At 55.8% G+C, this 25,425-nt stretch carries 32 protein-coding genes and 1 pseudogene; 23 read left to right on the forward strand and 10 right to left on the reverse strand.

The genetic code is table 11. The features are described from left to right. Window positions 1–2 precede the first annotated feature (2 nt). The 14 genes from V6Z53_RS12805 to V6Z53_RS12870 all read left to right on the forward strand — a co-directional run bounded on the left by V6Z53_RS12805 (window position 3) and on the right by V6Z53_RS12870 (window position 10,986). A complete protein-coding gene (locus V6Z53_RS12805; protein ID WP_338585869.1) occupies window positions 3–557 on the forward strand; it encodes a hypothetical protein in 555 nt (184 codons plus the stop codon). Then, window positions 554–742 (forward strand): DUF2635 domain-containing protein, encoded by a 189-nt coding sequence (locus V6Z53_RS12810; RefSeq protein ID WP_338585871.1) that lies wholly within the window; start codon window positions 554–556, stop codon window positions 740–742. The genes V6Z53_RS12805 and V6Z53_RS12810 overlap by 4 nt, the downstream gene beginning before the upstream one ends. A gap of 8 nt (window positions 743–750) precedes the next feature. After that, window positions 751–2,211 carry a phage tail sheath subtilisin-like domain-containing protein gene (locus tag V6Z53_RS12815; protein ID WP_338585872.1) on the forward strand — a complete coding sequence of 487 codons (1,461 nt, stop codon included), beginning with the start codon at window positions 751–753 and terminating at the stop codon, window positions 2,209–2,211. Window positions 2,212–2,235: 24 nt separating this feature from the next. Beyond that, complete coding sequence (locus V6Z53_RS12820; RefSeq protein WP_338585874.1) at window positions 2,236–2,604, forward strand: phage tail tube protein; 369 nt, start codon at window positions 2,236–2,238, stop codon at window positions 2,602–2,604. Beyond that, on the forward strand, window positions 2,604–2,906 hold the full coding sequence (locus tag V6Z53_RS12825) for a hypothetical protein (protein ID WP_338585875.1): 303 nt from the start codon (window positions 2,604–2,606) through the stop codon (window positions 2,904–2,906). Before V6Z53_RS12820 ends, V6Z53_RS12825 begins: the two co-directional genes overlap by 1 nt. Before the next feature lie 100 nt (window positions 2,907–3,006). Beyond that, a complete protein-coding gene (locus V6Z53_RS12830; protein WP_338585876.1) occupies window positions 3,007–4,692 on the forward strand; it encodes a phage tail tape measure protein in 1,686 nt (561 codons plus the stop codon). Between the two features lie 12 nt (window positions 4,693–4,704). After that, the gene (locus tag V6Z53_RS12835; protein WP_338585877.1) at window positions 4,705–5,955 is read left to right on the forward strand and encodes a DNA circularization N-terminal domain-containing protein; all 1,251 of its coding nucleotides are present in this window, start codon (window positions 4,705–4,707) and stop codon (window positions 5,953–5,955) included. Beyond that, window positions 5,948–7,075, forward strand: a complete 1,128-nt coding sequence (locus V6Z53_RS12840; RefSeq protein WP_338585878.1) for a phage baseplate assembly protein — start codon at window positions 5,948–5,950, stop codon at window positions 7,073–7,075. The genes V6Z53_RS12835 and V6Z53_RS12840 overlap by 8 nt, the downstream gene beginning before the upstream one ends. Then, the gene (locus V6Z53_RS12845) at window positions 7,068–7,571 is read left to right on the forward strand and encodes a phage baseplate assembly protein V (protein WP_338585879.1); all 504 of its coding nucleotides are present in this window, start codon (window positions 7,068–7,070) and stop codon (window positions 7,569–7,571) included. Before V6Z53_RS12840 ends, V6Z53_RS12845 begins: the two co-directional genes overlap by 8 nt. Continuing rightward, a complete protein-coding gene (locus tag V6Z53_RS12850) occupies window positions 7,571–8,038 on the forward strand; it encodes a phage GP46 family protein (protein ID WP_338585880.1) in 468 nt (155 codons plus the stop codon). Before V6Z53_RS12845 ends, V6Z53_RS12850 begins: the two co-directional genes overlap by 1 nt. Then, entirely contained in the window at window positions 8,038–9,102 is a 1,065-nt protein-coding gene (locus V6Z53_RS12855; RefSeq protein ID WP_338585881.1) for a baseplate J/gp47 family protein, read from the forward strand. The genes V6Z53_RS12850 and V6Z53_RS12855 overlap by 1 nt, the downstream gene beginning before the upstream one ends. Before the next feature lie 9 nt (window positions 9,103–9,111). Further along, complete coding sequence (locus V6Z53_RS12860) at window positions 9,112–9,702, forward strand: putative phage tail protein (RefSeq protein ID WP_338585882.1); 591 nt, start codon at window positions 9,112–9,114, stop codon at window positions 9,700–9,702. A gap of 2 nt (window positions 9,703–9,704) precedes the next feature. Further along, window positions 9,705–10,559 carry a hypothetical protein gene (locus V6Z53_RS12865; protein ID WP_338585883.1) on the forward strand — a complete coding sequence of 285 codons (855 nt, stop codon included), beginning with the start codon at window positions 9,705–9,707 and terminating at the stop codon, window positions 10,557–10,559. Beyond that, entirely contained in the window at window positions 10,522–10,986 is a 465-nt protein-coding gene (locus V6Z53_RS12870) for a tail fiber assembly protein (RefSeq protein WP_338585884.1), read from the forward strand. The genes V6Z53_RS12865 and V6Z53_RS12870 overlap by 38 nt, the downstream gene beginning before the upstream one ends. A gap of 30 nt (window positions 10,987–11,016) precedes the next feature. On the opposite strand, the gene V6Z53_RS12875 is transcribed toward V6Z53_RS12870, so the two are convergent. Next, window positions 11,017–13,044, reverse strand: coding sequence for an acyltransferase family protein (locus tag V6Z53_RS12875; RefSeq protein ID WP_338585885.1), 2,028 nt, complete (start codon window positions 13,042–13,044; stop codon window positions 11,017–11,019). 108 nt (window positions 13,045–13,152) lie between these two features. On the opposite strand from V6Z53_RS12875, the gene V6Z53_RS12880 reads away from it, so the two are divergent. Together V6Z53_RS12880 and V6Z53_RS12885 are read left to right on the forward strand one after the other, a co-directional pair. Then, window positions 13,153–13,578: a cell wall hydrolase gene (locus tag V6Z53_RS12880; RefSeq protein WP_338585887.1), complete on the forward strand. Its 426-nt coding sequence runs from the start codon at window positions 13,153–13,155 to the stop codon at window positions 13,576–13,578. Further along, window positions 13,575–14,102, forward strand: coding sequence for a lysis system i-spanin subunit Rz (locus V6Z53_RS12885; RefSeq protein WP_338585888.1), 528 nt, complete (start codon window positions 13,575–13,577; stop codon window positions 14,100–14,102). Before V6Z53_RS12880 ends, V6Z53_RS12885 begins: the two co-directional genes overlap by 4 nt. Here V6Z53_RS12885 and V6Z53_RS12890 read toward each other — a convergent pair. From V6Z53_RS12890 to V6Z53_RS12900, 3 genes are all read right to left on the reverse strand, one after another. Continuing rightward, window positions 14,071–14,430 (reverse strand): hypothetical protein, encoded by a 360-nt coding sequence (locus V6Z53_RS12890; protein WP_338585889.1) that lies wholly within the window; start codon window positions 14,428–14,430, stop codon window positions 14,071–14,073. The genes V6Z53_RS12885 and V6Z53_RS12890 overlap by 32 nt on opposite strands. Window positions 14,431–14,510: 80 nt before the next feature. Further along, window positions 14,511–14,720, reverse strand: a complete 210-nt coding sequence (locus tag V6Z53_RS12895; RefSeq protein WP_338585890.1) for a hypothetical protein — start codon at window positions 14,718–14,720, stop codon at window positions 14,511–14,513. A gap of 365 nt (window positions 14,721–15,085) precedes the next feature. Beyond that, a complete protein-coding gene (locus tag V6Z53_RS12900; protein WP_338585891.1) occupies window positions 15,086–15,334 on the reverse strand; it encodes a tyrosine-type recombinase/integrase in 249 nt (82 codons plus the stop codon). Window positions 15,335–15,383: 49 nt separating this feature from the next. Here V6Z53_RS12900 and V6Z53_RS12905 point away from each other — a divergent pair. Next, a pseudogene (locus V6Z53_RS12905) lies at window positions 15,384–15,704 on the forward strand (lysis system i-spanin subunit Rz); the annotation flags it as partial. A 129-nt stretch (window positions 15,705–15,833) separates the two neighbouring features. Then, a complete protein-coding gene (locus tag V6Z53_RS12910; protein WP_338585892.1) occupies window positions 15,834–17,870 on the forward strand; it encodes an acyltransferase family protein in 2,037 nt (678 codons plus the stop codon). Between the two features lie 112 nt (window positions 17,871–17,982). Here the strand turns inward: V6Z53_RS12910 and V6Z53_RS12915 are convergent, their stop codons facing one another. After that, the gene (locus V6Z53_RS12915) at window positions 17,983–18,267 is read right to left on the reverse strand and encodes a hypothetical protein (protein ID WP_338585893.1); all 285 of its coding nucleotides are present in this window, start codon (window positions 18,265–18,267) and stop codon (window positions 17,983–17,985) included. Window positions 18,268–18,634: 367 nt separating this feature from the next. On the opposite strand from V6Z53_RS12915, the gene V6Z53_RS12920 reads away from it, so the two are divergent. Continuing rightward, window positions 18,635–18,829 (forward strand): hypothetical protein, encoded by a 195-nt coding sequence (locus V6Z53_RS12920; RefSeq protein ID WP_338585894.1) that lies wholly within the window; start codon window positions 18,635–18,637, stop codon window positions 18,827–18,829. Window positions 18,830–18,891: 62 nt separating this feature from the next. Here the strand turns inward: V6Z53_RS12920 and V6Z53_RS12925 are convergent, their stop codons facing one another. Continuing rightward, on the reverse strand, window positions 18,892–19,644 hold the full coding sequence (locus V6Z53_RS12925) for a carbonic anhydrase (RefSeq protein ID WP_338586489.1): 753 nt from the start codon (window positions 19,642–19,644) through the stop codon (window positions 18,892–18,894). A 239-nt stretch (window positions 19,645–19,883) separates the two neighbouring features. Here V6Z53_RS12925 and V6Z53_RS12930 point away from each other — a divergent pair, with 239 nt between their 5' ends. Continuing rightward, a complete protein-coding gene (locus V6Z53_RS12930; RefSeq protein ID WP_338585895.1) occupies window positions 19,884–20,339 on the forward strand; it encodes a DUF2214 family protein in 456 nt (151 codons plus the stop codon). A gap of 99 nt (window positions 20,340–20,438) precedes the next feature. Here V6Z53_RS12930 and csrA read toward each other — a convergent pair whose 3' ends face one another. Continuing rightward, window positions 20,439–20,633, reverse strand: coding sequence for a carbon storage regulator CsrA (gene csrA / locus V6Z53_RS12935; protein WP_007938114.1), 195 nt, complete (start codon window positions 20,631–20,633; stop codon window positions 20,439–20,441). Between the two features lie 250 nt (window positions 20,634–20,883). Here csrA and V6Z53_RS12940 point away from each other — a divergent pair, with 250 nt between their 5' ends. After that, a complete protein-coding gene (locus V6Z53_RS12940) occupies window positions 20,884–21,252 on the forward strand; it encodes an SPOR domain-containing protein (protein ID WP_338585897.1) in 369 nt (122 codons plus the stop codon). Between the two features lie 75 nt (window positions 21,253–21,327). Here the strand turns inward: V6Z53_RS12940 and V6Z53_RS12945 are convergent, their stop codons facing one another. The 3 genes from V6Z53_RS12945 to V6Z53_RS12955 all read right to left on the reverse strand — a co-directional run bounded on the left by V6Z53_RS12945 (window position 21,328) and on the right by V6Z53_RS12955 (window position 23,527). Beyond that, window positions 21,328–22,017, reverse strand: coding sequence for an endonuclease I family protein (locus V6Z53_RS12945; protein ID WP_338585898.1), 690 nt, complete (start codon window positions 22,015–22,017; stop codon window positions 21,328–21,330). 4 nt (window positions 22,018–22,021) lie between these two features. Then, window positions 22,022–22,312, reverse strand: a complete 291-nt coding sequence (locus V6Z53_RS12950) for a DUF1654 domain-containing protein (RefSeq protein WP_338585900.1) — start codon at window positions 22,310–22,312, stop codon at window positions 22,022–22,024. A gap of 126 nt (window positions 22,313–22,438) precedes the next feature. Next, window positions 22,439–23,527, reverse strand: coding sequence for an asparaginase (locus V6Z53_RS12955; RefSeq protein WP_338585901.1), 1,089 nt, complete (start codon window positions 23,525–23,527; stop codon window positions 22,439–22,441). Between the two features lie 316 nt (window positions 23,528–23,843). Here V6Z53_RS12955 and V6Z53_RS12960 point away from each other — a divergent pair, with 316 nt between their 5' ends. Beyond that, window positions 23,844–24,284, forward strand: a complete 441-nt coding sequence (locus V6Z53_RS12960) for a hypothetical protein (protein ID WP_338585902.1) — start codon at window positions 23,844–23,846, stop codon at window positions 24,282–24,284. Window positions 24,285–24,460: 176 nt separating this feature from the next. Beyond that, window positions 24,461–25,417: a sugar ABC transporter substrate-binding protein gene (locus V6Z53_RS12965; RefSeq protein ID WP_338585903.1), complete on the forward strand. Its 957-nt coding sequence runs from the start codon at window positions 24,461–24,463 to the stop codon at window positions 25,415–25,417. The last annotated feature ends 8 nt before the right edge of the window (window positions 25,418–25,425 follow it).

Here is a 25,425-nt window from a genome sequence, read left to right on the forward strand (position 1 = left end):
ACATGGCTCACCCACGAGAACTGATCCGCAAGCAGGCCGTTGCGGTCTTGCTGGGCGCCACCAATGCCGGTGCCAGTGTATATGCCAGCCGCGTAGCGCCTCTGATTTCAAACGGCTGGCAGAACGAACTCCCTGCCATCATCGTTTACACGATGGACGAGTCGGCCGAAATCTTTAACCAAGCTCCCCGGGAGTACCGGCGCCGAGTTGAGTTGGTGGTGGAGATCCACGCTGAAGGCAACGTAGCGCTGGACGACACCCTCGATACGCTGGCTCGACAAGTCGAACGCCTGCTGCTCATGGACGACACCCTTGGCGACACCGTCAATGACTTGCAATACGTGCGTTCGCGCATGGTGCTGCTCGATCAGTCGGAGCAGTTGACCGGTGCCTGTCGCCTCATCTTCGAGGCTGAGTACTTCGACCGCCACCCCGACGACCTATTCAACGAAAGCCTGCCGGGCCTGAACACGGTTACGACCGAGTACAGCCTGGACAACGCGCAGCCGGATCCGGCTGACCGCGCCAAAACCATCATCGAGGACCTGAACCCATGACCACGCGTGTGCTCGTGAAGCCGGCCGAGGGCCGCCTGGTGCGACATCCCGACACCTATGAACAGATCAAGCCGGAAGGTTTGCCTGTGGAACTGAACAGTTACTGGATCCGCAAGGAAAAGGCCGGTGACGTCGTTATCGAAAAGGCTGTAGTACAGGCCGAAACCAAGGGTGAAAAACAATGACCATTGGAATGGATACGATTCCTGGCGCAGGCACACTCCGCAAGCCTGGCGTGTACAGCGAAATCGACAACAGCAAGGCGGTGCGCGGGCCTCAACCTGTCAGCTATCGTCGATTGCTGATTGGTCAAAAGCTCGCCTCCGCGCCGGCCGCTGCCAACACCCTGATTCGCATCACCAGCCCAGCCCAAGCCGACACACAATTCGGTAAGGGCTCAATGCTGGCCGGCATGGTCCGCGCCGCGATGGCCATCGACACCTATACCGAGCTGCAAGTGCTGCCGGTGATCGACAATGCTGCGGGTGTGGCCGCTACAGCCACCCTCGCATTCACTGGTACCGCGACTGCCTCGGGCACCATCGAACTGATGATTGCTGGCCGCCGTGTGTCCGTGGGCGTGATCAGTGGGGATACTGCGACGGCCATTGGCGCTGCCGTGGTCGCGGCGGTCACTGCCGCTGATGACATGCCCGTCACCGCAACTGCCACAACTGGTACCGTCACGCTGACCAGTCGCCACAAAGGCGAGGCGGGAAATACTCTCAACGCCCGGGTGAACTACTACACCGGTCAAGTTTTGCCAGCAGGTGTGGCGGTTACCATCAGTGCCTTCGCTAGCGGTGCCGGTAATCCGGACTTGGGCGCCGCGCTCGCCGCCTTGGGTGATGAATGGTTCCAGGTCTGGGGCCTGCCGTACTCCGACGCAGCAACGCTGGCCACGGTGAAGACCGAGCTCAACAGCCGCTTCGCCTGGGATCGCGAGATCGAGGCGCATGCCTTCACTGCCGCGCGGGGCACGCAGGGTTCGCTTGGATCGCTGGGTGACAGTCACAACAACCAGCATCTGGTCATCATGATGGCCAACGATGAGCCCATGCCTGCGTATGAGAAGGCGGCCGAAACCATGGCCATTGCCGCTCTCTATGCTGCGATTGACCCGGCACGCCCGATTCAGAACCTGCAATACGCGTGGTGCCTGGCGCCGGCGGCTGCCGACAAGTTCACCAATCAAGAACGCAACCTGCTGCTGTTCGATGGTATCGCCACCAGCAAGGTCAACAACGACGGCACGATGGTCGTTGAGCGGCTGATCACTACCTACAAAACCAACACCGCCGGCGGCGCGGACATCAGCTACCTGGACAGCGAAACGTTGTTCACCCTGATGTACATCCGTCACGACTGGCGCGACTACATTCTGCGCAAGTACCCGCGTCACAAGCTGGCGAACGACGGCACTCGCTACGGCGTTGGCCAGCCGGTTGTCACCCCGGTGTTGATGAAGGCCGAAGCCGTATCGAAGTTCCGCGAGTGGGAGCGCTTGGGGTTGGTCGAAAACATGGCCGACTTCAAAGCCAACCTGATCGGCGAGCGAAACGAAAGCGACCCGAACCGCATGGACATGCTGTTGCCGCCGGACCTGGTCAATCAACTGCGCATCGTAGCCAACAAAATTCAGTTCCGCCTGTAACGGCGACCGCCAGGAGAGAAACACATGGCAGGTAAAAACCGCATCGGCGGAATCATCGCCGTCAAGGTCAATGGCGATATCTATTTCGCCAAGGGTAACTGGACCTACAACCTCGGAAAACCGAAGCGCGAAGGCGTGGTCGGTGCCGACACGGTCCATGGCTACAAGGAGACCCCTCAGGTTCCCTTCGTCGAAGGCGAGATCAGCGATCGCAACGAGCTCAGCCTCGAAGATCTGGTAACGCTCGACGACGCCACCATCACGCTGGAGCTCTCCAACGGCAAGGTCATCACCCTGAGTGAAGCCTGGTACGCGGGTGAGGGCACCGGCAACACTGAAGAAGGCAACATTGCTTGCCGCTTTGAAGGCATGTCTGCCGAGGAAGTGAAGTAATGGCAAAGGAAAAAGTTCTGCCACTGGCTGAGCAGGTCACCTTCGGTAAAGACACTTTTACCGAGCTGACCGTCACCCGCAAGCTGAAATACCTGCGCGGCCATGCGTTGCGTATCACTTCTGATGGCAAGGGCAACGGCGGCGCGGATATGGATTTTGCCACGCTGATTGACCTCGGCGCCAAGATGGTTGGCCATCCTCCTGCGTTGCTCGACGAGCTGAGCGAGGACGATCAAGCCGCCGTCATCGGCGAGGCCCGCGATTTTTTGCTGAAGCACCTCGGGGGTGGGAAGGAGGCGTAACAGTCGTCGTCAAGGTTATGAGTGTTCAGCCGTCGGAAGTCATGGAAATGGATTTTGACGAGCTGAACTGGTGGCTTGAGCGCACCGAGGAATGGGTTGAATGGCAGACAAAGGATACTCCCTAAGCTTAATCATCAAGGCCGTCGACCGGGTAACCGCCCCTTTGCGGGGGATATTCGGCAAGGTCAAGGCGGCCAGTGCTGGCATTACCGGGGCGCTCGATCGGGTTGGGCTGCCGGTCTTCGCCAATAGCCTGAAGAACGTTGGCGGTGCCATCGGCGGAGTCGGCAACGCGGTCGCGTCCAGCACCAAGAGATTACTTGGGCTCGGGGCGACACTCGGCATCACCGGTGCAGCACTGAACCTGTTCTTCCAAGGCTTCGCGGATGCAACTGGCGCAATTGGCGATACAGCGGAGCGGACCGGCATCAGCCGCGAGCGGTTCCAAGAGCTGAGTTTTGCGGCGAAGTTGACAGGGTCATCCGCAGAAACTCTCGGCGGTGCTTTGCAGAAAATGCAGATCAATGTCGGCGCAGCCACGGCAGGCTCGAAAGAACTCAAGGAGATGTTCAAAGGCCTGGGGATCAACATCAAGGATGCATCCGGCAAGCTGAAGAGTTCGGATGCACTGTTCGATACCTTCGTCGATCGCATCTCGAAGATCAAAGACCCATCGCTCCAGGCCCAAGCCGCCGTGAAGATCTTCGGCAAAAGTGCAACCGAGCTGCTGCCGCTGATCCGTGGCGGCGGTGCGGGCATCAAGGAAATGGCAGACGAGGCTCGTCGCCTGGGTTTGGTGATCTCCGATAGCGCGGTTCGTGAGGGCGAGACCTTCGGCGATACCCTGGACACCTTGCATGCTGCACTGAGTGGCGTGGGCAACACCATCGGCAGTGCGCTGGTTCCGCAGTTGAACAAGCTTGGTACCCAACTGATCGAGACCATCGTGAAGTACCGGCCGCAGATCGAGGCGTTCGCCACTGCGTTTGCGGCGAACCTGCCTGGCAACATTGAGCGGGTGACCGGCTTCCTGGGTGATCTCTACGACGGCGTGCAGCCGGTCATTCGTGTTTTCGGGATGCTGTCGGACACCTTTGGTGGCGCCAACGTGGTGCTTGCCGCCGTTGGCACTTACATCGGGGGAGGGCTTGTGGTGAGTCTGTACAGTCTCGCCGTCGCACTGAAGGGCGTCGGTGTCGCCATTCTTACGACGCCGGTCGGATGGTTCCTGGCTGCGATCGCTGCCATTGGCGCGGCGGCATTCATCATCTACAAGAACTGGGACACCATCGTCGCGTTCTTCGAAGAGAAATGGGCTGGCGTGAAAGCCGCTTTCAGTGACGGCATCATCAACGGCATCTGGAAGCTGTGGAAGGAATTCAACCCCGTCACGCTCATGATGGAGAGCTTCAATGGCCTGATCAAATACCTGACGGGCTGGGACCTTGGCGCAATCCTGGGTGCAAAAATCTCCGAAGCAGTTGCCGCCATCAAGAATGGCTTGCCTGACTGGGCCAAGAACCTTCTGGGTATTGATGGTGCAAGTGTCGGCGGTGGCGTTGAGGGTGGCGCGCCCGCGGCTGCCACTGGTGCGGCCGATACAGATCTGGGTCGCCGGGCCGCGCAGATCGGTCAAAACGCTGTTCAGCAAATGGCCCAACCGCCGCAAGCGGTCAGGGTTCAGGTCGACCTGAACAACGTGCCGGCTGGCTCCAAGGTGAAGACCGAGGGCAGCCAGGGCGCGACCTTCGACACCGATATCGGGTATTCAATGATGGCCCCATAACCGGAGCTCCCCATGGCTTGGAGAGACAACTACCGCGCCGCGACCTTTCGCGGCGTGGGCTTTTTTGTGGCCACGGCAGACAGCAGTCACGGCCGGCGCCAGGCTGTTCACGAAACAGCACAGCGCGATATTCCATATACCGAAGACCTCGGCCGCAAGTCGCGGGAGTTCGGCATTACCGGCTATTTGCTGGGCAAGGAATACGATGTCGTCCGCGAGGAGCTGATCAAAGCTTGCGAACAGCCCGGGCCGGGAGTGCTGGTTCACCCGTATCGCGGCGAGCTGACGGTTGTGTGCCGTGGACTCACCGTCAGTGAAAGTTCGGAAGAGGGGGGCATGTGCACCCTCACGATGACATTCCTGGAGGCGGGCGAGGCGTCGTACCCATCGGCGAAGGTCGATAGCGTCAACGCTATCAGCGCAAAGGCGGGTGAAGTCACCGAGGCAGGCAAAGAGAATTTCGTTTCAGACTTCCTTACCAAGGGTTACCCGTCGTTCGTGGCTGAGGCCGCGACGACGCAAATTCAGGGGCTGAGCGATTTCCTCAGTTCGCCCGAGTTCATCGTCTCCAGCGACATACAGGCGGTGTCTGATTATTACGACAAGGTCAAAAGCATAGGCTCTGACGCGTTCGACTTGATCCAGAAACCGTTCGAGTTTGCCGACCAGGTCGTCGATGCGATCAGCAGCATTCGGTCTGCCTTCGGTGGCAGTTCCTTCGGAATGCTGATGAGCCTGTACAACCAATACTTTTCCAGCAGCGACAGTGGTTCCAGCAACAAGACGCCAAGTCGTCAGCAGGTAGTGACGAACACCAACGCCGTGGCCGGGTTGGTTCGCCAGGCCGCTATCTCTCAGGCAGCGGTGGCGGCGGTGGTCACGCAGACGACCGAGGATGTCTCGAACGGTGGCACGAAAACTACGTCTTCACCGACGAAGTACGACAGCTACGAAGCGGCTATTGCCGTGCGCACTGAGCTCGCTGACCGCCTGGACGAGGAAAGCGAAACGACCAATAGCGATCCGGTCTACATCGCGGTCACTGATCTCAGGACCGCTGTGGTCCAGGCCGTTCCCGCTCCGGAGCAGGACCTGCCACGTCTGGCGACATTCTCGCCGCGACAGACTCTTCCTTCATTGGTCGTTGCCTATCAGCTTTACGGCGATGCCAGTCGTGCCGAGGACATCGTGACGCGTAACGATCCGCGGCGACCAGGCTTTCTGACTGGCGGCCAACAGCTTGAGGTTCTTGCAAATGGATGACCTTGAACTGCTGGTCAACGGGACAAACTATTTTGGCTGGACTTCGCTCGGCGTTACCCGCGCGGTCGACGCTTCCTCGGGCGCTTTTACAGTGACGCTGACAGAGCGCTGGGAAGGGCAGGATGGAATGGCCGCACAAGAGGAGCCTTGGCCGATCCTTCCCGGCGACCGCTGCGAGGTGCGCCTTGGCGGAATTCCGATGGTGATCGGCTACATCGATATCTTCAAACCTTCGTTCAGTGCCAACGACCACACCATCAACATTCAGGGTCGTGACCGCACGGCTGACCTGATCGATTGTAGCGCCGTGCACACGCCGGACGAGTGGAAGAACATCGATCTTTTCCGTTTTGCCCAGATTCTGGCAAAGCCTTTCGGGGTAGATGTATCAGCTGACGTACCGGTGGGCGAGGTTTTCCCGGTGTGCAAGCTGCAGCAGGGCGAAACGGCATTCGAAGCGATCGAGCGATATGCACGGCAGCGCCGCCTGCTGCTCATGCCGGACGGCGCGGGCGGCCTGCTGATTACCCGGGCCGGCAATAAGCGGGCGTCAGTGGGGCTGGTACAGGGCGAAAACATCCTCAGCGCCTCGGGCAGCATTGACCACAGTCAGCGATTCCGTAACTACCTGGTGAAGGGACAGGCCGCATACGACCCGACCAGCGAAGGCGAGACGGAGGCGCACATCGAAGGCGGTGCCAGTGACAGCGGCATCAGGCGCTATCGCCCCCTATTGGTCGTTGCTGAGTCCGGCAGTTCGTCCGGTAGCGCCCAAGAGCGCGCCACATGGGAGGCCAACAGCCGACTTGGCAAGTCCGCTTCAGCGTCCATCACCGTACAAGGCTGGCGCCAGACCCCGGGCGGCCCGCTGTGGGAGCCGGGCATGTTGGTTCAGGTCAAGTCGCCGTGGTTGCGCATGGATGGGCAAATGATCATCCGCCAGGCCACCTATGAACGCGGCGAAGGCGGCACCACCACAAAACTCGACATCGTAAGCCCGCAGGCGTTTTCGCCTGAACCGCCTGACTCGAATAAAGGGGTGAAGGGGAAGGCAGGGAAAAAGGGCGGTCGAAACATTTGGGCGGAAGCCATCGGGGAAGAGGACAGAAAGGATGGGTAACCCAATTCGCGAGCTCGGTAACCGCGTGATGATGATGTTTGGCCGGGGCGTGCTGCGGGGCGTCAACGACTCGAGTGGCCGTCAACAGCTGCAGGTTGAGTTGTTGAAGGACGAGCTGCGCGATGGTGTCGAGCACATGCAGAACTACGGCTTCACCAGTCACCCGAAGGGCGGCGATGTCGCTGTGGCTTTCATCGGTGGCAACCGGGAGCAGGGCATTGTTCTGGTGGTTGATGATCGCCGGTACCGCATCAGCCTGGAACCGGGCGAGGTGGCCATCTACGACGACCAGGGCAACAAGGTCGAACTGCTGCGCGACATGATCAAGGTCACGGCCGTGGCAAAAGTCCAGATTGATGCGCCTGTGGGCGAGTTCAACATCACTCAACTCGACATCAACGGTACCTCGCTGAAGCACAACGGCAAGGATATCGGGGCCACCCACAAGCACGGCGGCGTGACCATCGGTACGGCGTCTTCTGGAGTACCTGTCTGATGGCCGATGCAGCGATGGTAATGACCGAGTTCGGCGGCGACCTGGTGCTGTTCGGATTCGACCTTGAGCGTGATGACGGACTTGAAACTGCCGTCATCATTAGCCTGTTCACCGACCGCCGCGCCAGTGCCGAACAGATCCCGCCCGAGTACCCGCAGGATGATTTTCGAGGCTACTGGGGCGACATCAACAATGCCTCAGCTACCGACCAGACAGGTTCACTGCTCTGGCTGCTGGCGCGTGAAAAGCAATTGCCACAGACCCTCAGCCGGGCGGAACAGTACTGCCGCGAGGCGCTGGCCTGGATGATTGACGACGTGGTCTCCACGAAGATCGGCGTCACCGCGACGTATTACTCCATGGGCGTGATGCTGTTGGAGATTGATATCGACCGGCCTACCGGCCCCGCGGTTCGCTTCCGATACAACTACGAATGGTCGGCTCAGGCCGGCAAGAGGGCTGCCTGATGCCATTTGCTCGACCCACGTTACCGGAACTCATCGACCGGGTTACCACCGACATCAGCGGCCGCGTGACAGGCGTTCAAAGTGCGGTGCTTCGCCGCTCATTGCTGGGGATTCTCGCCCGGTCAGAGGCAGGCGCAGTGCACATGCTGTACGGCTTCCTCGAATGGGCAGCCAGGCAGGCGATCATCGACACCGCTGAGAAGGAATATCTTGAGCGCTGGGCGGCCATCTGGAAGGTTTTTCGCAAGGCTGCCGACTATGCGACGGGTGCGGCGCTGCTCACTGGCGCGATCGGCCGGCCAGTTCCAGCGGGGACGATTCTTCAGCGTCAGGATGGTGTGCAGTATCGCACCTTGGTGGACACGGAATTTTCTGGCACCACACTCCAGATCGCCGTTGTGGCAATGGAGGCCGGTGCTGCTGGCGACACACCTACAGGCACACCGCTTTTTCTTCTGTCGCCCTTGGCTGGCGTGCAATCGACCGGTTCTGCCGCAACTGATATCGAAGGTGGGCTTGATGTTGAAACTGACCCTCAGTTGCTCAGTCGCTTATTGAAACGCATCCGGAAACCGCCGCACGGTGGGGCTGAGTCCGATTACGAACTTTGGGCGTTGGAGGTGCCAGGCGTTACCAGAGTCTGGGTTTACCCCCTGCAGATGGGAGCGGGTACTGTGACGGTCCTTTTCGTCTGTGACGGAGAAACGGACATCACTCCTTCCCCGGCAAAGGTCGCGGAGGTGCAGGCCTACATAGATGACCCAGCACGCAGCCCCGTGACCGCCGAGGTATTTGTGGCGGCCCCGGTCGCAGATCCCCTCAATATGACCGTCAAGCTTTCGCCGAACACCGCGGCCGTGCAAGCAGCGGTTCGCGCTGAGTTTGATGATTTGATCATTCGCGATTCGAAACCGGGCGCAACAACCCTCATCAGCCGATTGAGAGAGGCGGTCTCGATCGCTGCGGGCGAATCTGACAACGCTATCACGTCGCCGACTGCAGATGTTCCGCACGCCACCGGTCACATGGCGGTACCGGGAACCATAACCTTTTCCAGCTTTTAAGGAGGCGTGATGCCGACAGCTGCCGACTACCTGGAGCAGCTGAAAACGCTGCTGCCCCCCGGCCAGGCATTCCCTCGGGAAGCCGGTACCACGCTTCACAACTTGCTGGATGGCATGTCAATCGAACTGGCTCGCGTCGATGGTCGGGGCGAATCACTGCCGATCGAGGCCAACCCCGCGAGCACAAACGAGATGCTTGCGGACTGGGAGCGAGTGGCTGGCCTGCCTGACAAATGCTCTGGCGTGCTGGAGGAAACTCTTCAGGGGCGCAAAAACGCACTTCTCACAAAACTCACGAGTACAGGTGGTCAGTCGCCCGCGTACTTCATCGAGCTCGCAGCATCCCTCGGGTACGCGGTAACGATCGAGGTATTCCGGCCGTTCCGCGCTGGTAAGTCACGCGCCGGCGACCCTCTAACCAATGGACCTTGGGCTTTCACCTGGTTGATCAGAGCGCCGGAGGTCAGCGTGACTGAGTTTCGAGCAGGTCGATCGGCTGCCGGTGAGCGGCTGCGCACATGGGGTAACGACACCCTCGAATGCAAAATTAATCAATTGAAGCCAGCGCACACGATCGCGCTATTCGCATATGGGGAATAAGCATGCACAGAATTGACGGCCCAGGCGCTACGGTCGACAACAAGTTCACCGATGGCGATCCGGTGGGCGGTATCCAGGCAACCCTAGTCACCGATGACTGGTTAACTGCAGTTCAAGAGGAAATTTGTGCCGTTATTACCGACGCGTCCGTTTTACCTGCGGTGCCGCTAAATAAGGCAGCAAATAATCAGCTGATCACAGCATTGAAAAGACTTTTTGGGCAGCCAGTTGGCCGGTTAATTGGCGTTCAAACTTTTTCAATAGGCGGAACGTATACTCCCACTCCTGGTACTACCTCAATAATCGTTGAAGTAAATGGAGGCGGTGGTGCCGGCGGTGGGGCTCCAGCCACTGGTGCAGGTGTAGCGTCTATCGGGACCGGTGGAGCCGGCGGCGCGTACGGTCGAAGTCGCCTAAGTTCTGGTTTTTCTGGTCTAACGGTAACTGTTGGTGCTGGTGGCGTTCCTGTGTCAGGCGCAGCTGGCGGAGCCGGCGGAGCATCTTCCTTTGGTGCTTTAATTAGCGCGCCCGGCGGTCCCGGCGGCACAGTTATATCCGGTGTTTCAAGTTGCCTTGGCGGCGGTGGCAGTGCTATTGCTACCGGTGGGAATTTGCTTAACGCTGCCGGCGGTCCTGCTGGATTTGCCACTATTTTATCTGTCGGTGCTGCTATCGGCGGCGCAGGAGGGAGTTCAATTTTTGGCGGCGGCGGCCGCATTAGCAGCGTAGGCGTGGCAGGTGTAGCTGCTTCCTCTCCTGGGTCTGGCGGGGCAGGTACAGCCCAAAATGCAAGTAGTGCAGCACTCTTAGGAGGCGCAGGTGCGCCTGGTCTTGTTATTATTTATGAGTACGCATGAAATGAAAATTTACGCTTTGATTGACAGATGTGTTGTTGTTGAAATTATCCTTCCTTTTTTTAACAATGAAGGTGAGTACGTTCCCATTGATCAGCGATATACACCTCAGATGGTGGCTCAGATGGTAGATATCACAAATCTTAATCCTCAGCCGGAATGTTTTTGGACTTATGACGGCTCTGTATTCGCTGCACCGGTCCCGTATCAGCTACCTCCTGAGGAGATCGAGGCTGCCAATCAGGCTCAACGCGCTGCGTTACTGGCCCAGGCCTCCCAAGCCATGGCACCGTTGTTTATGTCCTTGCAACTCGGGGACGCTACTGACGAGGAGACAATCAAGGCCAAGGCGTGGCAAGCCTATTACCGGGCATTGCAGACCGTGGATGTGACGGTTTCTGAACCCGCGTGGCCGCAATTGCCAGCGTAATCACAAGGCCCGCCACTAAGCGGGCTTTTATTAGTTTTGATCAGTTTTTGAATTCTCGTTAGTTACCAGATCAACAAGTAGCTTTTTTGCTAAATATTCGGACGCTAATGGCGTTAGGTGTCCATAATCCCAGCTAGTGATGCCTGTTTTAATGTCATCTCCCAAATAGGTCATACAACCATCTTTATTGCAAAAAGCGTTTATGATGTCCGCATATACTGCTCCAGAGTTAGCTAAACGTTTTTTCAACTCGGTATTTTGGTCTATAACTACGGTGTTTAGTCCTGAATTGGTACGTCTTGGCGTGTTAATCCATAGCGATTTCATAATTATTTTAGGAAGTTCAACCGCCCAGTGTGGTGTGGGTCCTGTAAAAATAACGCGTTTAACTCCAGCTTTTTTCAATACTACGAAGATGCGTCGAAGAGTTGCAGCGTCATGGTTCTCATTTTGTCCAACTATTACTACGTCTGGAGTTATTTGCTTTATCTGCTTTAGAGCAAACCAGTTCGACTGCGCACAGAAATCAGTCGTTGAAGGACTATTTATATCCGGCGACGCCACGCATCCTGAACTGGCGACTTGTAAAATGTCCCAATTCTCAGGCATTTCTTTTCTTAGTCCTGAGTAAAGCTGTTGAGCGTGAGAGTCCCCCCAAATAAAAAGCGTCTTGCCTTTTGGAAATTGCTTTGTATAGCAACTGCTGTCTATTTCGGTGACTGGTGCATTTGTTGAGTTTCCTTTAACGTACTGGGCTGTATTTTGAAAATTGCATTCGCCACGATAATTCTTGAATAGATCAAGTTTTGCAAAGTATTTTCGTTCTGGTAAAGAGTTTTCAAAATAATCCGCGAATTCCGATCTGTCATTTAAGCGAGACTTGAAGCCGTCATTCGCGTATGTGGTGTATCCGGTTATACCGGAAACTAACATGAGAGCGATCAGCGCTGTTGTTTTTGTATTGTTGTAACCGCTAAGACGCAATGGCTGCTCGACAAATTTATATGTCAGCCAAGACAGAAGTACGGAAATAACAACGGCTAGGCTCAAAGTCGTTGGTGAGGCTGTGCTCCCTTCCAAGATATGGACAAATGATAGAAGAGGCCAATGCCAAAGATACAATGGGAAACTGATCAGGCCGAACCAGACCAGGAGCCTGCTGGATAGCACAGTTTTGTTGATCCAGGCGAAAGGGCCTGCAGCGATGATCAGCGCTGCGCCGATTGTAGGCAGCAGCGCCCACCAGCCTGGGAACTGGTGGGTTTTCGTGGTCAGGGCAAATGCTGAAATAAGCATAGCCATCCCGGCCAGCGATTGAAGATTTCTGACTGTCGGGCCGCTTGCCGCTCTCCAACTTGGGAAAGCCTGAGATTTATGGAGTGTCACATAGGCCAGCAATGAGCCCACCAACAACTCCCAAAATCTGGTTTGTGGCGAATAGAACGTCGCCACGGGATCGGCGTTTACGCTCATGACATTGATCGTGAAAGATATGCCACCCACCAGCACTATCAAGATCAGCGCATTGACTCGAGCTTTCCAGGCTGCCCAAACCATAAGCGGCCAGACCAGGTAAAACTGCTCTTCAATCCCTAGCGACCACAGGTGCAATAGCAACTTGGTTTCGGCGCTGTTATCGAAGTAACTGGATTCACCGAGCAGTACGAAGTTCGATACAAACGCAGCCCCGCCAGCCATGTGTTTGCCCAATTGCGTGTATTCATCAGTGAGCAAACTGAACCACCCGAAAATCCAGGTCGCGGCCAGCATGATCAGTAATGCAGGGAATATTCGGTTAACGCGGCGGGTGTAAAAATTCAAGAAGCTGAAGCTGTTTTTCTCAAGGCTACCGAAGATGATGCTGGAAATGAGGAAGCCGGAGATCACAAAGAAAACGTCAACACCTACAAAACCGCCCTGAATTATGGACGGGAAAGCGTGGAATGCGACCACGGATAGAACAGCGATCGCGCGAAGCCCATCGATATCGGGGCGGTACGTTGGGTGGCTGAGTTGATTTTCAGTCGCCGGCAGCGGCGCTTCAGATAGAGCGGTCATTGTTGATATCCGTTTAATAAATTCGCCATGCTCGGGCGCTGGGCATCGTACCAGCACCACAAACCTTTCCCGCCATCGAGCGGGTATTTTTTTGCCTGGAGAAAAGTGATGAAAGTAACTGAAAAGGACCGTGACATCCTCGCCCGCACGTTGTGGGGAGAGGCGCGCGGCGAAAGCTTGGCGGGACAGATCGCCGTAGCCTGGACGATCCGCAACCGGGTGAATGATGGAAAGGATAAGTCGTGGTGGGGAGAGGGTTATGCCGGTGTGTGCCAGAAGCCGTACCAGTTCAGTTGCTGGAACAAGACCGACCCGAACTATCAGTTCCTGATTGGCGTGAAGCAGATACCGTTTCGCGAACTGGCGCAGGCGCGGATTGCCGCTGACCAGGTGATCGATGGAAAGGTGCCGGATCCAACCGGAGGCGCCACGCACTATTACGCGGTCAGCATGAAGAAGCCGCCGGAGTGGGCTGCGATGGCGAAACAGACCCTTAAGCTTGGCGGCCACGTCTTCTTCAAGGATGTGCCATGAGTCCGGCCGCACTGAAGCTGGCTGGGGTTGTGGTGATGCTGCTGATCACGGCTGGCGGCGTGTGGCAGGTGCAGGACTGGCGATACGGCAAGCAACTAGTCGAGCAAGCCGGCCTGCATCAGGGCGACCTCGCCAGCATCAGTAACGCAGCCGCCGCCCAAGTGCGCGCCGATCAGGACAAACGGCTAGCGCTCGAGCAGCGCCTTTCTGCCAGCGACAAATCCCATCACGAGACTTTGACCAATGCTCAAACCAATCAGGCTCGCTTGCGCGATCGCCTTGCCACTGCTGATCTGCGGCTGTCAGTCCTACTCGACACCACGGATTCAGCCGGTGGCTGTTCAGTGCCAGCCGGTCCCGGCCCCGGCGGCGTGGTTCATGGAGGAGCACGCGCCCGACTTGACCCAGCGCATGCTCAACGAATTGTCGCCATCACCGACGCCGGTGACCAAGGACTGATCGCGTTGGCCGCTTGCCAAGCCTATGTGCGGGCTATTGGCTCCTCCGATCACTTTTCTCCATGAGCAACCTTTGGTTTTCTCGAAAGAGGTGATCCCTCTGATCGGAAACACGTAATAGGCTGCCGACTTGTCCAGCTAGGTCAGAGTTTTCCTCTCGGAGGCGGGATGTATCCGCCTGAGCCGCAGCCAACCGTGAGCGCAGCGCATCACGATCATTTGCCACTTCGGCGTGCAATTCGACGAGTTTGAATATCCTTTCCCGGGCCTGGCGCAGTTGCAGGGTCAGTTCCTGGACTTCGTTCTCATAGATGCGCAACGAATGGCGGCAGGTTTCGAGTGGCGTCGGGCTGCCGAGCCAGTCGTCGGTGTCTTCGATTTCGTGCGGGTCCATCGTAGCGCCTTACTGATACTGTTTTTATATACAGTAATCGAGGCGAGAGGTTTCGGCGAGGACCGCGCGACGAAATGTTTTCACTCCGGCGTCATCATGACGGCGAGCGTCATCTTGATGAATTCCTCGTTCCGGTCGATCGCTTCCAGGGCACCGCGCACGTTTTCGGCAACGTCGGCCGCGCCGCGTTGTTCGACCCAATTGGAAAGTTCCATGATCGCGGCTTCGAGGGCGAGCTGGTTCTCGTTGATTTTGAAGAGCAGGGAAGGGAGTAGATCTGAGTTCGGCATGTGCTTTTCCTCCGTGGATCAGGGAAGCGTAGCACCGCATTCAAAGGATATTTAACGGTCGGCAGAACGCCTTGGGAAGGGAGACTACTGTAGGAATATACAACGCTAAGTTATTGATTCTTATAGGTTGATGTGGCGAAGTTGAGCCCCCTCGAAAGCACTACATTTTCCTTTTATATCAATTGCTTGCGTCGGTTTCGGGGTCACCTTGACATGGTGGGGGTCGTTGGTTCGAGTCCAATCGCGCCTACCAAACAAAATCCGCTCTGCTGGGCGGTCTAGAGGGGTCACCGGAAACGGTGACCCCTTTTTGCTCTATGCCTTTGGGCAAACTTTGGGAATATTTTGGGCAAACGACCTCCGCGCTATACCTTCAGGTCGGCTTTCACCTTCATATAAACAACCGCGTCATCACCGTGCCCTGCCTGGTAGTGCTCGGTCATCTTCACGTCAGCGTGCCCCATCAAGCCTTGGATATATTCCTGCTCGAAACCCTGCTGCTCGTACAGCCAGGCGCCGAGTGCCCGTATCTCGTGAAAGGTTGGGCGCTCACCGGCCGGTATGTCGTCGTAGGCGTATGAATCGTCCCGCGCCTGGGCGAACGACTTGGTCAAGTAATCCGCTGTCACCGCATTCCAGTGTAGCTTGGCGTCGAGCTGGCTCCGCCTGTCGGCCAGCGAGCAATCCCACTATAAGGAACTGAGCGATGCTCAAACCAGTCAGACGCGCCTGCGCGATCGCCTTGCCACTTCTGATTTGCGGCTGTCAGTCCTACTCGACACCACGGATTCAGCCGGTGGCTGTTCAGTGCCAGCCCGTACCGGCGCCGGCGGCGTGGTTCATGGAGGAGCGCGCGCCCGACTTGACCCTGCGCATGCTCAACGAAATGTCGCCATCACCGACGCCGGCGACCAAGGACTGATCGCGCTGGCTGCGTGCCAGTCTTATGTAAAAGCGGTGTCTGGATTACAGAGAGAGCGCTGATAGTAAGCTTTTGAGTTTTTTGCCAATTTTATCCATGGGGAGGTTACGCAAAAGCTCATGCTTACGCATTCTAGGAAGGATTGATAAAGGCAGGTAGACTACCCGACTTTTTACTCTAGAAAGAATCGCATGGACAGCCTGAGCAAATCTAAACCTGTTACGCACCCGGTGAAATTAGCCTATCGACCGGATATTGATGGCCTACGTGCGGTGGCAATTCTTTCTGTTATTATTTTTCATGCCTTCCCCGCGAGATTTCAGGGCGGATTTGTTGGGGTAGACATATTTTTTGTCATCTCAGGTTTCCTGATATCGAGCATTATATTCAAGGGGCTTCATCGGGGTGATTTCAGTTTCACTGAATTTTATGCTCATCGTATTAAACGTATATACCCTGCTTTAATTGTTGTGCTGGTGGCGTGCTACATATTTGGGTGGATTTCTCTGTTGCCAGATGAGTTTCAACAACTGGGTAAGCACATAGCGGCAGGAGCCGGCTTTGTTCAGAACGTCATTCTTTTGAATGAGGTGGGGTACTTCAATGTCGACGCCGAATTGAAGCCGCTGCTGCACTTATGGTCGCTAGCAATAGAAGAGCAGTTTTATTTGGTCTATCCAGTTCTTGCTTTTTTTGTTTGGCGCGCCGGTCTGAATTTGCTAACAATTGTTATATTGCTGAGTCTTGTGTCTATCGGGTTGAATGTCGATGGTGTCAGCCGAGATCCTATTTCTACATTTTTCATGCCTCAAACAAGATTTTGGGAACTGTTGGCAGGTTCCATTTTGGCGTACATTCAGCTCTATAAAAAAAATCAATTAACTCGGTTTTTGCAAAATTTGCTGTTCCATCCAGTTTTGTTTCGTCATCCTCCTCAGTCAGATCAGAGAGGCGCGGTACTAAATAATTTATACTCAATATTCGGGTTATTTTTTCTAATTGCAGCATTTTTTCTTATCGATAAAAGCAAGTTGTTCCCCGGTTGGTGGGCGATATTGCCGGTTTCAGGCGCGTTTTTACTCATTCTCTCTGGCCCAGATGCATGGGTGAATCGCGTAGTTCTATCGAATAGGCTAATGGTATTTATTGGGGTAATCAGCTATCCGCTTTATCTCTGGCATTGGCCAATTCTCTCGTTTGCAAGAATTGTCGAGTCCGAAATACCATCGCGGGAAATTAGAGTTGGGGCGGTATTGCTAAGTGTATTACTAGCATGGCTTACCTATATTTTAATTGAAAAGCCTATCCGTCTTGGGCGGAAAAGTTGGATGAAAACTGCTGTTTTGAGTATTTCAATGGTGGTTGTAGGTCTTGTGGGTTACAGCACGTTCTTGAAGGAAGGGTTGCCTTTTCGAGTAGAGCGGTTTGCAAAAATTTCAAAAGCCGCCGGTGAGTGGGAATACCCTGGAAGGCTAGTAAATGAAAAGTTCAGCGGCATTAACTATTACGCTCAATATTCGAATAAGAAGTCGCTTACGCTGTTTGTCGGTGACTCTAATATTGAGCAATATTACCCTCGAGTTCGCGCTTTAATTGAAGATGATGCTATCGATGCCAATGGGGCTATTTTCAAAACTGGCGGTGGATGTCTAGCTATACCGGATGTGGAATACGATCTTCAGCATAAACATTGTTCCGCATTAATGCAGGAGGCATTTAGGTTGGCGCAGGAAAGGCCTGATATAAGTACTGTGGTGATTGGTTCGCTGTGGAACGCATACCTTACGAATGGCACGTTCATGGCTGCGCGATTTGGGGTAGGGAGTTCGGAGTACGTTGAAGCTTTGAATAAACTTGGCTTGTATATAAAGAATCTACGGTTGTTAAATAAGCGAGTATATGTTGTGCTTAACATACCAGCTGGTAATAAGCTTGACCCAAAATACATGGTTCAGCGTGACCTGATGTCATTTCCAAGTGTTTTGTCCATAAGGGATAGCAGTGTAAGGCGCGATGATTTAGACCAGCTTTATGGGCAGGTCCAATCTGATTTAGCGAGAGTGGCTAAGACTTCCGGAGCTTCCACAATCAATCCGATGGATTTTTTATGTGCGGATAATTGCCCGGGCGTTGATGCTCAGGGCGAGCCTATGTACAAAGATGCGGATCACCTTAGGCCAAGGTTTGTGCGCCAGAATGCGAACTTCATCGATGAAGCTCTCAGATAGAAAATCTCATTGGCATGCGCGCAGCGGGCGTTGGGGTGAAACAGGTGTAAACCTATTTCAGGACTAGACACTTGGATTTCACGTACCGAGATCCAGGTACTTTGGCAGCCTGTCACTCAATACTCTTCAACCCCACCGTATTCCGAGCCAACTTCGCACGCTCACTCCATGCGATTGTGTGGCTGGCCTTGTTCCATCGCACCTTCCTGATGTCGCGCCTCGAAGCTTTTTCAATGGCGTCAGCGATGTAGCGAATGTTGAAAGTGCTGCCCGCGCACTCTCCATGGTGAAGCAGGGCTGCTTTCCAGGCCTCCAGATCGCTCATGCTTGAGCCTTCGATGATGATGACTTTCTTGAATCCGCCAGCCACAAAATGGATCTCGTAACGTTCCCTCATTACCAGGCTGTCCCCGCCAGCAATTTTACTTGAGAAATATTATCATTTGCGGAGTCGGATTAGGATGTCCGTGCTGCCAAATGAAAATCATTTCTACCCGATGTTGAACTGTGGGCAACGAACTGCATCCAACCAGAACAGGCGACCAGGCGTTTGATTGGCTCAGTGAAGCTGGAGGGGAGATGATGGGGAGGCGAGCGATGATCCGATTCTTTGCGGCTTACTTGTCCATTTGCCTTTTGCTTCAATGGACTGTGGTTGAGGCATCCCCCTGGATTGCCACTCATGTGCTTCTGAGATGGATCCTGTAACGCGGTGATTCAGGCGTAAAATGGGCGGTGCTCCCTCATCTAAAGGAGTCACATATATGATCTCCGACCAAATCAACAAGCAGTCATCCGACAGCCAAACTGCTTGGGATCGATACTTCTGCGCTGCGTTGATTGCAGAGAGCAATCTGACGGCACCCGTAGTAGGCGGGGCCACTCACGAAGACAGGCAGAATCTGTTGATCGAGAGGGCCAAAGCCCTCGCCGACAAAATGATGGAAAACAGAAAATAACCAGAGCCCAGCCATCGTGCTGGGCTCTTCACATCTGGCACTTTTTACCGATGCCCTATGACTCAGGCAATCAGTTCGACCTTCCCGGTCGCCAGGCGATAGATGCCCCCCACTATTTTCAACTTGCCGTTGCCGAGCGCGTCGGTCAGCAGTGGTGTGGCCTGCTTGAGGCGTGCAACCGAGTCTTTGACATTTTGTACGGTCGCGTTTTCCATCAGGTCTCCAGGTTGTTTGATCACTGTTTCGATAGCGGGTTTGAGTGCGTCAGTCAGTTTCGGGATCTGTCCGGGGAACACCGTTTTATCCTTGACGGCTTTGATGCCGGCCTCGATAGCGCCGCAACTCTCATGCCCCAATACCAGAATGAGCGGCGCGCCAAGCACGGCGACACCGTATTCGATACTCGCCAGACCTTCGTCCGTAACAAAGTTACCGGCGACGCGGATGGCGAAAAGATCGCCCCGTGCGGTATCGAATGCGTACTCGGGGGCGATGCGCGAGTCGGAGCAACTCAGGACCGCGACGAACGGGTTCTGACCGGAAACCAACGCCTCGCGCTCGTCCTTGAAGTCATGGGTTTCTGAGTTGCCGCTGACATACCGTTCATTTCCCGCCATCAGTCTTTTGAGGGCCTCATCAGGGCTGATGACGTTTTTGGGTTTGGGGGGCGCTGAGGTTTTTTCGGCTGCCTGAAGGATTCGGTCGGGCAGGGCACCGGCGAGTAGCAGGGCGCCGGCTCCTAATCCGGCAAGGCGAAGAAAGCGGCGACGCTCTTGGGTTTTTGAAGCAGAGTTTGAATCACATGATTCACACATGACTTTGTGTACTCGGGTCAATTCGGTGGGAATGACTGCTTTTGGGCAGTGCGGCAAGAACATGTCGCACTGGCGAGTTGGAGTCTAGTCGGTCTCTGTAACGCCATGTCTTTGCCGCTTGCGGGTTGGCTCCCATGAGCAGAACAGAGGCATCTGCTAATGGTTGGACAGATGCAATCATCGATTGATGAGCTACTACTGACAGGTTTATTCATCTTCGTCCTGACAGGAGTTTCACGATGCTGGCTCACTGGTTTCTTGCGGCGGTACACCTTTTGGCGTTAACGATGGGGTTTTGGGCGGTTCTGGTTCGCGGTACGAATTTTCGGCGTTTGGCGAGCGGCGTGGGAGAGGCTCGCAGCGTGCTGATCGCGGATAACCTTTGGGGGATTTCCGCACTCATTCTGCTCGTCACCGGTGGGATGCGAGCCTTTGGCGGGTTCGAAAAAGGCACGGATTACTACCTGCATCAGCCGTTGTTTCACCTCAAGATGACGCTTTTCGTTCTGATCCTGCTGCTTGAAGTAGCGCCGATGGTGACCCTGATCAAATGGCGGGTGGCGCTGGCACGTGGCGCGGCAATCGATACCGGGCGCGCGAAGTTGTTTGCGCGGATCAGTCATGTCGAAGCGTTACTGGTGCTGCTGATGGTTGTCGCGGCCACTGGTATGGCGCGTGGTGTGACGTTTGGGTAGCCAGGGGCGAGCGAGGAAGATGGAGGGCGTAGCGGCAGATGAATCTTTAGCCAGCCGTCGTTCCGGGGCGAACGGGCTGGCTACTGAATGCATCAGGATTCAGGGAGTCTGCGGCTTGTCCGGGGCGGTCAGGCCAGCTTGAATGCGCTGATAAATCTCTTCGCGATGCACCGCAACGTCTTTCGGGGCGTTGATGCCAATTCTGACTTGCTGGCCGCTTACGCCCAGGATGGTGATCGTAATGTCATCACCAATATTTATGCTTTCACCGACTTTGCGGGTGAGTATCAGCATGGTCTTCTCCTTGATTGCTTTGTGGGGCACCTGATTCGGACAGTGCAGAGGTCGGTGGTATGTATAGATTAGTGCGAAGTCTCACAGTTTGGGTGCCTCTTTCTGACGCGCAGATGCAGCATTAATTCCCAAGGCGTAACTATACAGAGGCCGCAACCATGATTCTCGTTGTTTTGTGCCCATTTTACGGCACTCGGGAAGTATTCATGAGTGTTAAAATTCCAGCTTTAAGCATTCAGAGGGAAACGCTGTGCGCAAAATGGTTTTGGTAATGGCGGTACTGGCGCTGGCGGGATGTGGTGAGGGCAAGCGTGGGGATGCGCAAAAGCCGCAGCCTGCAGCGGCGGCGGTAGCGCCGGCGCAAGTGTCGGGACCGCAATGGGATCTCGAAGTGCGAGGCGAAACACCTCAGGCAGTCAGCGACCTCAGCGGCTGGCTGATCGAGCACAGCTTCATGTCCAATGTCATCAGGGAAAATGGCAAGACCCGGATTCTGATGGGGCCATACGGTTCGAAGGCTGAAGCCGACGCCAAACAGGCGCAAGTGAACGCAGCGCTGGTCAAGGCGAAGAAACAGAATATTGAAGTGCTGGTCCTCGAGCGTCCGGCAGCCCAATAAGTACCGCGCTTCTCGATGAGAAATTAAAAAGGCCTCGGGTATTGAACCCGAGGCCTTTGTGTTTTCAACGCGTATTCAGCCGCAGGATTTCATGTCCACCGGGCCGACAAACTCGTTGCCGCGCCCCATGACGCACGCCACGCTTTGGTTGCGTTGACGTTCCCAGGCCTGAACCGGATAGGTTTTGTCCCAGGCTTCGTACAGTTGGCGATCCTGTTTCGACAGGCGCAAGCCGTATTGCTTGCTCATGTAGAAATACGTCCGGGCGATCATCCCGCGAATGGATGGGCGAGGCATGACCTTCTTCGCCTTGAAGTCGACCTGGGTCAGGCACGAGCCGTATTGACCCGATTGCTCGGGCAGCCAGCCGAAACTGAAGTTGCTGCGATCGCCGTTCACCTCACCGATGCTTGGCACCAGGTTATGCAGATCGGCCTCGGCCTTTTGGTAGGTCGGATCGTAGCGCGTACAGTTCTTGCGTCCGCCTTCCTGCCAGCATTGGCGCTGGTGACCGATCTGCCAGGCCGGAACGATGTGTTCCCACTCGATGCGCGAGGCGCGCTTGGCATTTTTACGCGGCACGTAGCCACATGCTGCGAGGTTCACCTTGTTGCCGGTGTATTTGCAGCCGCAATAAAACTCGGTGGATTGGGGCGCGTACAGCTTCCAGGCGACTTTCTTGGCTTCGTTGAAGGTGCGGGGCGCATCGGCCTGGGCGCCCATGGCGAACAACAGAAACAGCAAAGCAAAACAACGGACACTCATTGACTCAGTCTTCCTTCGGCACGACCCAGAAAATCTGCACACCGCCGTCATCGCGATAGGCGAGGGTGACGTTGTCGTTTTCATCGATTTCTTCGAGCAGGCGTTCCCACTCATCCACAGGCTCGTCCGGCAGACGGAAGATCAGTGCGGCCTTGGCTTTTTGGGCGGTGGGGGAATTGATGATTTTCTGAACTCGCGTGCCCATGCGGACATAGGAGTCAGGTGAGGCAGAGGTGGTGTCCACGGGATTATCCTTATTAAGCTGTACGTGCATACAGTATTTAACTGTAGGCATTTTCGCAACTGCTTAAAATTCAAGAAAATCCTCTGACAGCGGTTTGCTCCATTTGGTGTAGGACGAAGGAATATTTTTTCGAAAGGCAAGGCGGTGCCCGACCGGAATCGGTCGGGCGAGGGTGAATCAGTATTCCCAGAACATCCGTTGCAGCTCTTTGCTGTCGTTGGTCTTGGTCAGGGCGACCATGGCCAGGATGCGGGCTTTCTGTGGGTTCAGATCGTGAGCCACGACCCAGTCGTACTTGTCGTCAGGCTGTTCGGCGTTACGCAGTACGAAGCCACCGGCGTTGACGTGGGAAGAGCGGATGATTTGCACGCCGTCCTTGCGCAGGGCTTGCAGGCTTGGAACGACCCGCGAAGACACCGAGCCGTTGCCGGTACCGGCGTGGATGATGGCTTTGGCGCCGGACTGAGCCAGCGCTTTGTAAGCGGTGTCGCTGACGTTGCCGTAGGAGTAGGCGATTTCTACGTCAGGCAGGCTCTTGATGTTCTTGATGTCGAATTCCGAGTCCATGGTGTGGCGCTTGGCTGGCAAGCGGAACCAGTAGGATTTGCCTTCAACCACCATCCCGAGGGGACCCCAAGGGCTTTTAAACGCCTCGGTCTTGATGTTGATCATCTTGCTGACATCGCGACCCGATTGGATTTCATCGTTCATGGTCACCAGCACGCCTTTGCCGCGAGCCTCTTTGCTGCTGGCCACAGCCACGGCGTTGTACAGGTTCAGCATGCCGTCAGCCGACATCGCGGTGCCTGGGCGCATCGATCCGACCACGATGATCGGCTTGTCGGTTTTCTCTACCAGGTTCAGGAAGTACGCGGTTTCTTCCAGGGTGTCGGTGCCATGGGTGATCACGATGCCGTCGACGTCAGCGCTGTCGGCCAGTTCGGCGACGCGGCGACCCAGTTGCAGCAGGTTTTCGTTGGTGATGCTCTCGGACGCGATCTGCATCACTTGTTCGCCGCGAACATTGGCGACCTGGCTCAGTTCTGGAACGCCGGCGATCAGTTTATCGATGCCGACTTTCGCCGCCTGGTACGTCGCGCTGTTGGCCGCGCTGGCGCCAGCGCCGGCAATGGTGCCGCCGGTGGCTAGAATCACCACGTTCGCCAGTTTCTGTTGGGTTTCGACTTCTTTTGCCTGAAGGGCAGTAGGCAGGAGCAGCAAGAGGGCCAAGGCGCCCGGAACAAAATGTTTGATAGCAGATGTCATTATTTTTCTCTCTAGTAGTGACGGTGCTGATGCAAGTTCATCTAGATGCGCCCCGAGCGGATCTGAACGCTTGGGGTGCTGGAGAAGAGCAGAATCTGTACCAATTACACTTTGTATTGAGCGAATCGCTTAACTTGCTGATTTGTTTAAATATTTAAACGCGATTTCAACATGATGGTGTCGCGGGTTGTCCGGGTTTCCGACTGATTGCGGGTTTTCCGTTCGGCTCTCCGACAGTCGGATCGTCGCTTACTGCTAAAGAAACCGGTACGCAGGCCGATCTCTCCATGAGGAATCATTTTTTCATGGAGTTCACATGTCGCTGACCGTCGGTTTTTCAAATGCGTCCGTGATCAACATTGGCGGGAAGTCTCCCTCGACTGTTGAGACCTTGAGCGAGGCGGCGGCTGATACGTCGACACAGCGCCTGGGGCTGGAAGCGGACGAGAAAAAGTCTGTCAGCCTCGGCGGCGGAACGCAGGGTAGTGAGAAAGCCGAAAGCGCGGGCAGCAAGCAGAGCATTGCCGTGCAGATGTTGCTCAAGCGCATGCAGGAACTGCAGGAGCAACTGCGCGAACAGCAGCAGCAATTGGCGGCAACCCAGGCTGCGAAATTCCAATCGGCGGAAGCCAAGGCGACCGCAGTCATGTCGATCCAGTCGCAGATTGCCGATACGTCCGCGGCACTGATGCAAGTGGCGGCGGCGCTGGCGAAGGAGCTGACAGGTTCCGGGAATGTTGTCAGTACCACAGCGTGAACGGTTCCCTCAGATGGCGGTTTCTCGTCATTGACAAATCTCGACAAGATTCGCATAGTCCGGTCTACGCAAACGTTTGCGCGACAGTCCTGATGGGCTAAATCCATCAGCGAACGCCACGCAGCTTACGCCAGCGCAAGCGTTGCTCACAATAATCATAAGATCGGAGTGAACCCATGAAGCTGCCATTCGCTGGACGTCTTCTTGCTGTCGCTATGCTGGCTGCCGCCTCTGCTGCGCTGCCTGTCTCTTCGGCTTTCGCTGAAACGCCTGCCAAACCCAAAGTCGCCCTGGTGATGAAGTCCCTGGCCAACGAATTCTTCCTGACCATGGAAGACGGCGCCAAGGCCTACCAGAAAGATCACTCCGGCGAGTTCGAGCTGATTTCCAACGGCATCAAGGACGAAACGGACACCGCGGGCCAGACGCGCATCGTCGAGCAAATGATTCTGGCCAAGGTCGATGCGCTGGTCATCGCGCCGGCTGACTCCAAGGCCATGGTGCCGGTGATCAAGAAAGCCATCGATGCCGGTATCACCGTGATCAACATCGACAACCAGCTTGACCCGGCCGTGGTCAAAAGCAAAAACATCAGTGTTCCGTTCGTAGGCCCGGACAACCGCAAAGGCGCGCGTCTGGTCGGTGAGTACCTGGCCAAGACACTCAAGGCCGGTGACGAAGTCGGCATCATCGAAGGTGTGTCCACGACCACCAACGCCCAGGCTCGCACCGCGGGTTTCAAGGACGCGATGGAAGCCGCGCAGATCAAGGTTGTGTCGGTGCAGTCCGGTGACTGGGAAATCGACAAGGGCAACAAGGTTGCCGCGTCGATCCTCAGCGAATACCCGCAAACCAAAGCCCTGCTGGCCGGTAACGACAGCATGGCGCTCGGTGTAGTGTCGGCGGTGCGTGCTGCGGGCAGGGCCGGTAAGGTTGAAGTCGTCGGCTACGACAACATCAACGCCATCAAGCCGATGCTCGCGGACGGTCGAGTGCTGGCCACGGCTGACCAGTTTGCCGCCAAACAAGCGGTGTTCGGCATCGAGACGGCGCTGAAAATCATCAAGGGCGAAAAAGTCGACAGCAGCGCGAACGGTGTGATCGAGACGCCGGTAGAGCTGGTTACCAAGTAATCCTCTGG

It is taken from the genome of Pseudomonas sp. MAG733B (assembly GCF_036884845.1).
GTDB lineage: Bacteria > Pseudomonadota > Gammaproteobacteria > Pseudomonadales > Pseudomonadaceae > Aquipseudomonas.

Bases quoted from the DNA above. Each gene is read 5' to 3' on its own strand.
- V6Z53_RS12810 (WP_338585871.1), top strand. From the start codon at position 554: ATGACCACGCGTGTGCTCGTGAAGCCGGCCGAGGGCCGCCTGGTGCGA.
- V6Z53_RS12820 (WP_338585874.1), top strand. From the start codon at position 2,236: ATGGCAGGTAAAAACCGCATCGGCGGAATCATCGCCGTCAAGGTCAAT.
- V6Z53_RS12865 (WP_338585883.1), top strand. From the start codon at position 9,705: ATGCACAGAATTGACGGCCCAGGCGCTACGGTCGACAACAAGTTCACC.
- V6Z53_RS12965 (WP_338585903.1), top strand. From the start codon at position 24,461: ATGAAGCTGCCATTCGCTGGACGTCTTCTTGCTGTCGCTATGCTGGCT.
- V6Z53_RS12880 (WP_338585887.1), top strand. From the start codon at position 13,153: ATGAAAGTAACTGAAAAGGACCGTGACATCCTCGCCCGCACGTTGTGG.
- V6Z53_RS12895 (WP_338585890.1), bottom strand. From the start codon at position 14,720: ATGCCGAACTCAGATCTACTCCCTTCCCTGCTCTTCAAAATCAACGAG.
- V6Z53_RS12930 (WP_338585895.1), top strand. From the start codon at position 19,884: ATGCTGGCTCACTGGTTTCTTGCGGCGGTACACCTTTTGGCGTTAACG.
- V6Z53_RS12845 (WP_338585879.1), top strand. From the start codon at position 7,068: ATGGGTAACCCAATTCGCGAGCTCGGTAACCGCGTGATGATGATGTTT.
- V6Z53_RS12915 (WP_338585893.1), bottom strand. From the start codon at position 18,267: ATGAGGGAACGTTACGAGATCCATTTTGTGGCTGGCGGATTCAAGAAA.
- V6Z53_RS12890 (WP_338585889.1), bottom strand. From the start codon at position 14,430: ATGGACCCGCACGAAATCGAAGACACCGACGACTGGCTCGGCAGCCCG.
- V6Z53_RS12950 (WP_338585900.1), bottom strand. From the start codon at position 22,312: ATGCCTACAGTTAAATACTGTATGCACGTACAGCTTAATAAGGATAAT.
- V6Z53_RS12960 (WP_338585902.1), top strand. From the start codon at position 23,844: ATGTCGCTGACCGTCGGTTTTTCAAATGCGTCCGTGATCAACATTGGC.
- V6Z53_RS12825 (WP_338585875.1), top strand. From the start codon at position 2,604: ATGGCAAAGGAAAAAGTTCTGCCACTGGCTGAGCAGGTCACCTTCGGT.
- V6Z53_RS12840 (WP_338585878.1), top strand. From the start codon at position 5,948: ATGGATGACCTTGAACTGCTGGTCAACGGGACAAACTATTTTGGCTGG.
- V6Z53_RS12910 (WP_338585892.1), top strand. From the start codon at position 15,834: ATGGACAGCCTGAGCAAATCTAAACCTGTTACGCACCCGGTGAAATTA.
- V6Z53_RS12835 (WP_338585877.1), top strand. From the start codon at position 4,705: ATGGCTTGGAGAGACAACTACCGCGCCGCGACCTTTCGCGGCGTGGGC.
- csrA (WP_007938114.1), bottom strand. From the start codon at position 20,633: ATGCTGATACTCACCCGCAAAGTCGGTGAAAGCATAAATATTGGTGAT.
- V6Z53_RS12805 (WP_338585869.1), top strand. From the start codon at position 3: ATGGCTCACCCACGAGAACTGATCCGCAAGCAGGCCGTTGCGGTCTTG.
- V6Z53_RS12945 (WP_338585898.1), bottom strand. From the start codon at position 22,017: ATGAGTGTCCGTTGTTTTGCTTTGCTGTTTCTGTTGTTCGCCATGGGC.
- V6Z53_RS12955 (WP_338585901.1), bottom strand. From the start codon at position 23,527: ATGACATCTGCTATCAAACATTTTGTTCCGGGCGCCTTGGCCCTCTTG.
- V6Z53_RS12855 (WP_338585881.1), top strand. From the start codon at position 8,038: ATGCCATTTGCTCGACCCACGTTACCGGAACTCATCGACCGGGTTACC.
- V6Z53_RS12815 (WP_338585872.1), top strand. From the start codon at position 751: ATGGATACGATTCCTGGCGCAGGCACACTCCGCAAGCCTGGCGTGTAC.
- V6Z53_RS12925 (WP_338586489.1), bottom strand. From the start codon at position 19,644: ATGTGTGAATCATGTGATTCAAACTCTGCTTCAAAAACCCAAGAGCGT.
- V6Z53_RS12830 (WP_338585876.1), top strand. From the start codon at position 3,007: ATGGCAGACAAAGGATACTCCCTAAGCTTAATCATCAAGGCCGTCGAC.
- V6Z53_RS12860 (WP_338585882.1), top strand. From the start codon at position 9,112: ATGCCGACAGCTGCCGACTACCTGGAGCAGCTGAAAACGCTGCTGCCC.
- V6Z53_RS12920 (WP_338585894.1), top strand. From the start codon at position 18,635: ATGATCTCCGACCAAATCAACAAGCAGTCATCCGACAGCCAAACTGCT.
- V6Z53_RS12850 (WP_338585880.1), top strand. From the start codon at position 7,571: ATGGCCGATGCAGCGATGGTAATGACCGAGTTCGGCGGCGACCTGGTG.
- V6Z53_RS12885 (WP_338585888.1), top strand. From the start codon at position 13,575: ATGAGTCCGGCCGCACTGAAGCTGGCTGGGGTTGTGGTGATGCTGCTG.
- V6Z53_RS12875 (WP_338585885.1), bottom strand. From the start codon at position 13,044: ATGACCGCTCTATCTGAAGCGCCGCTGCCGGCGACTGAAAATCAACTC.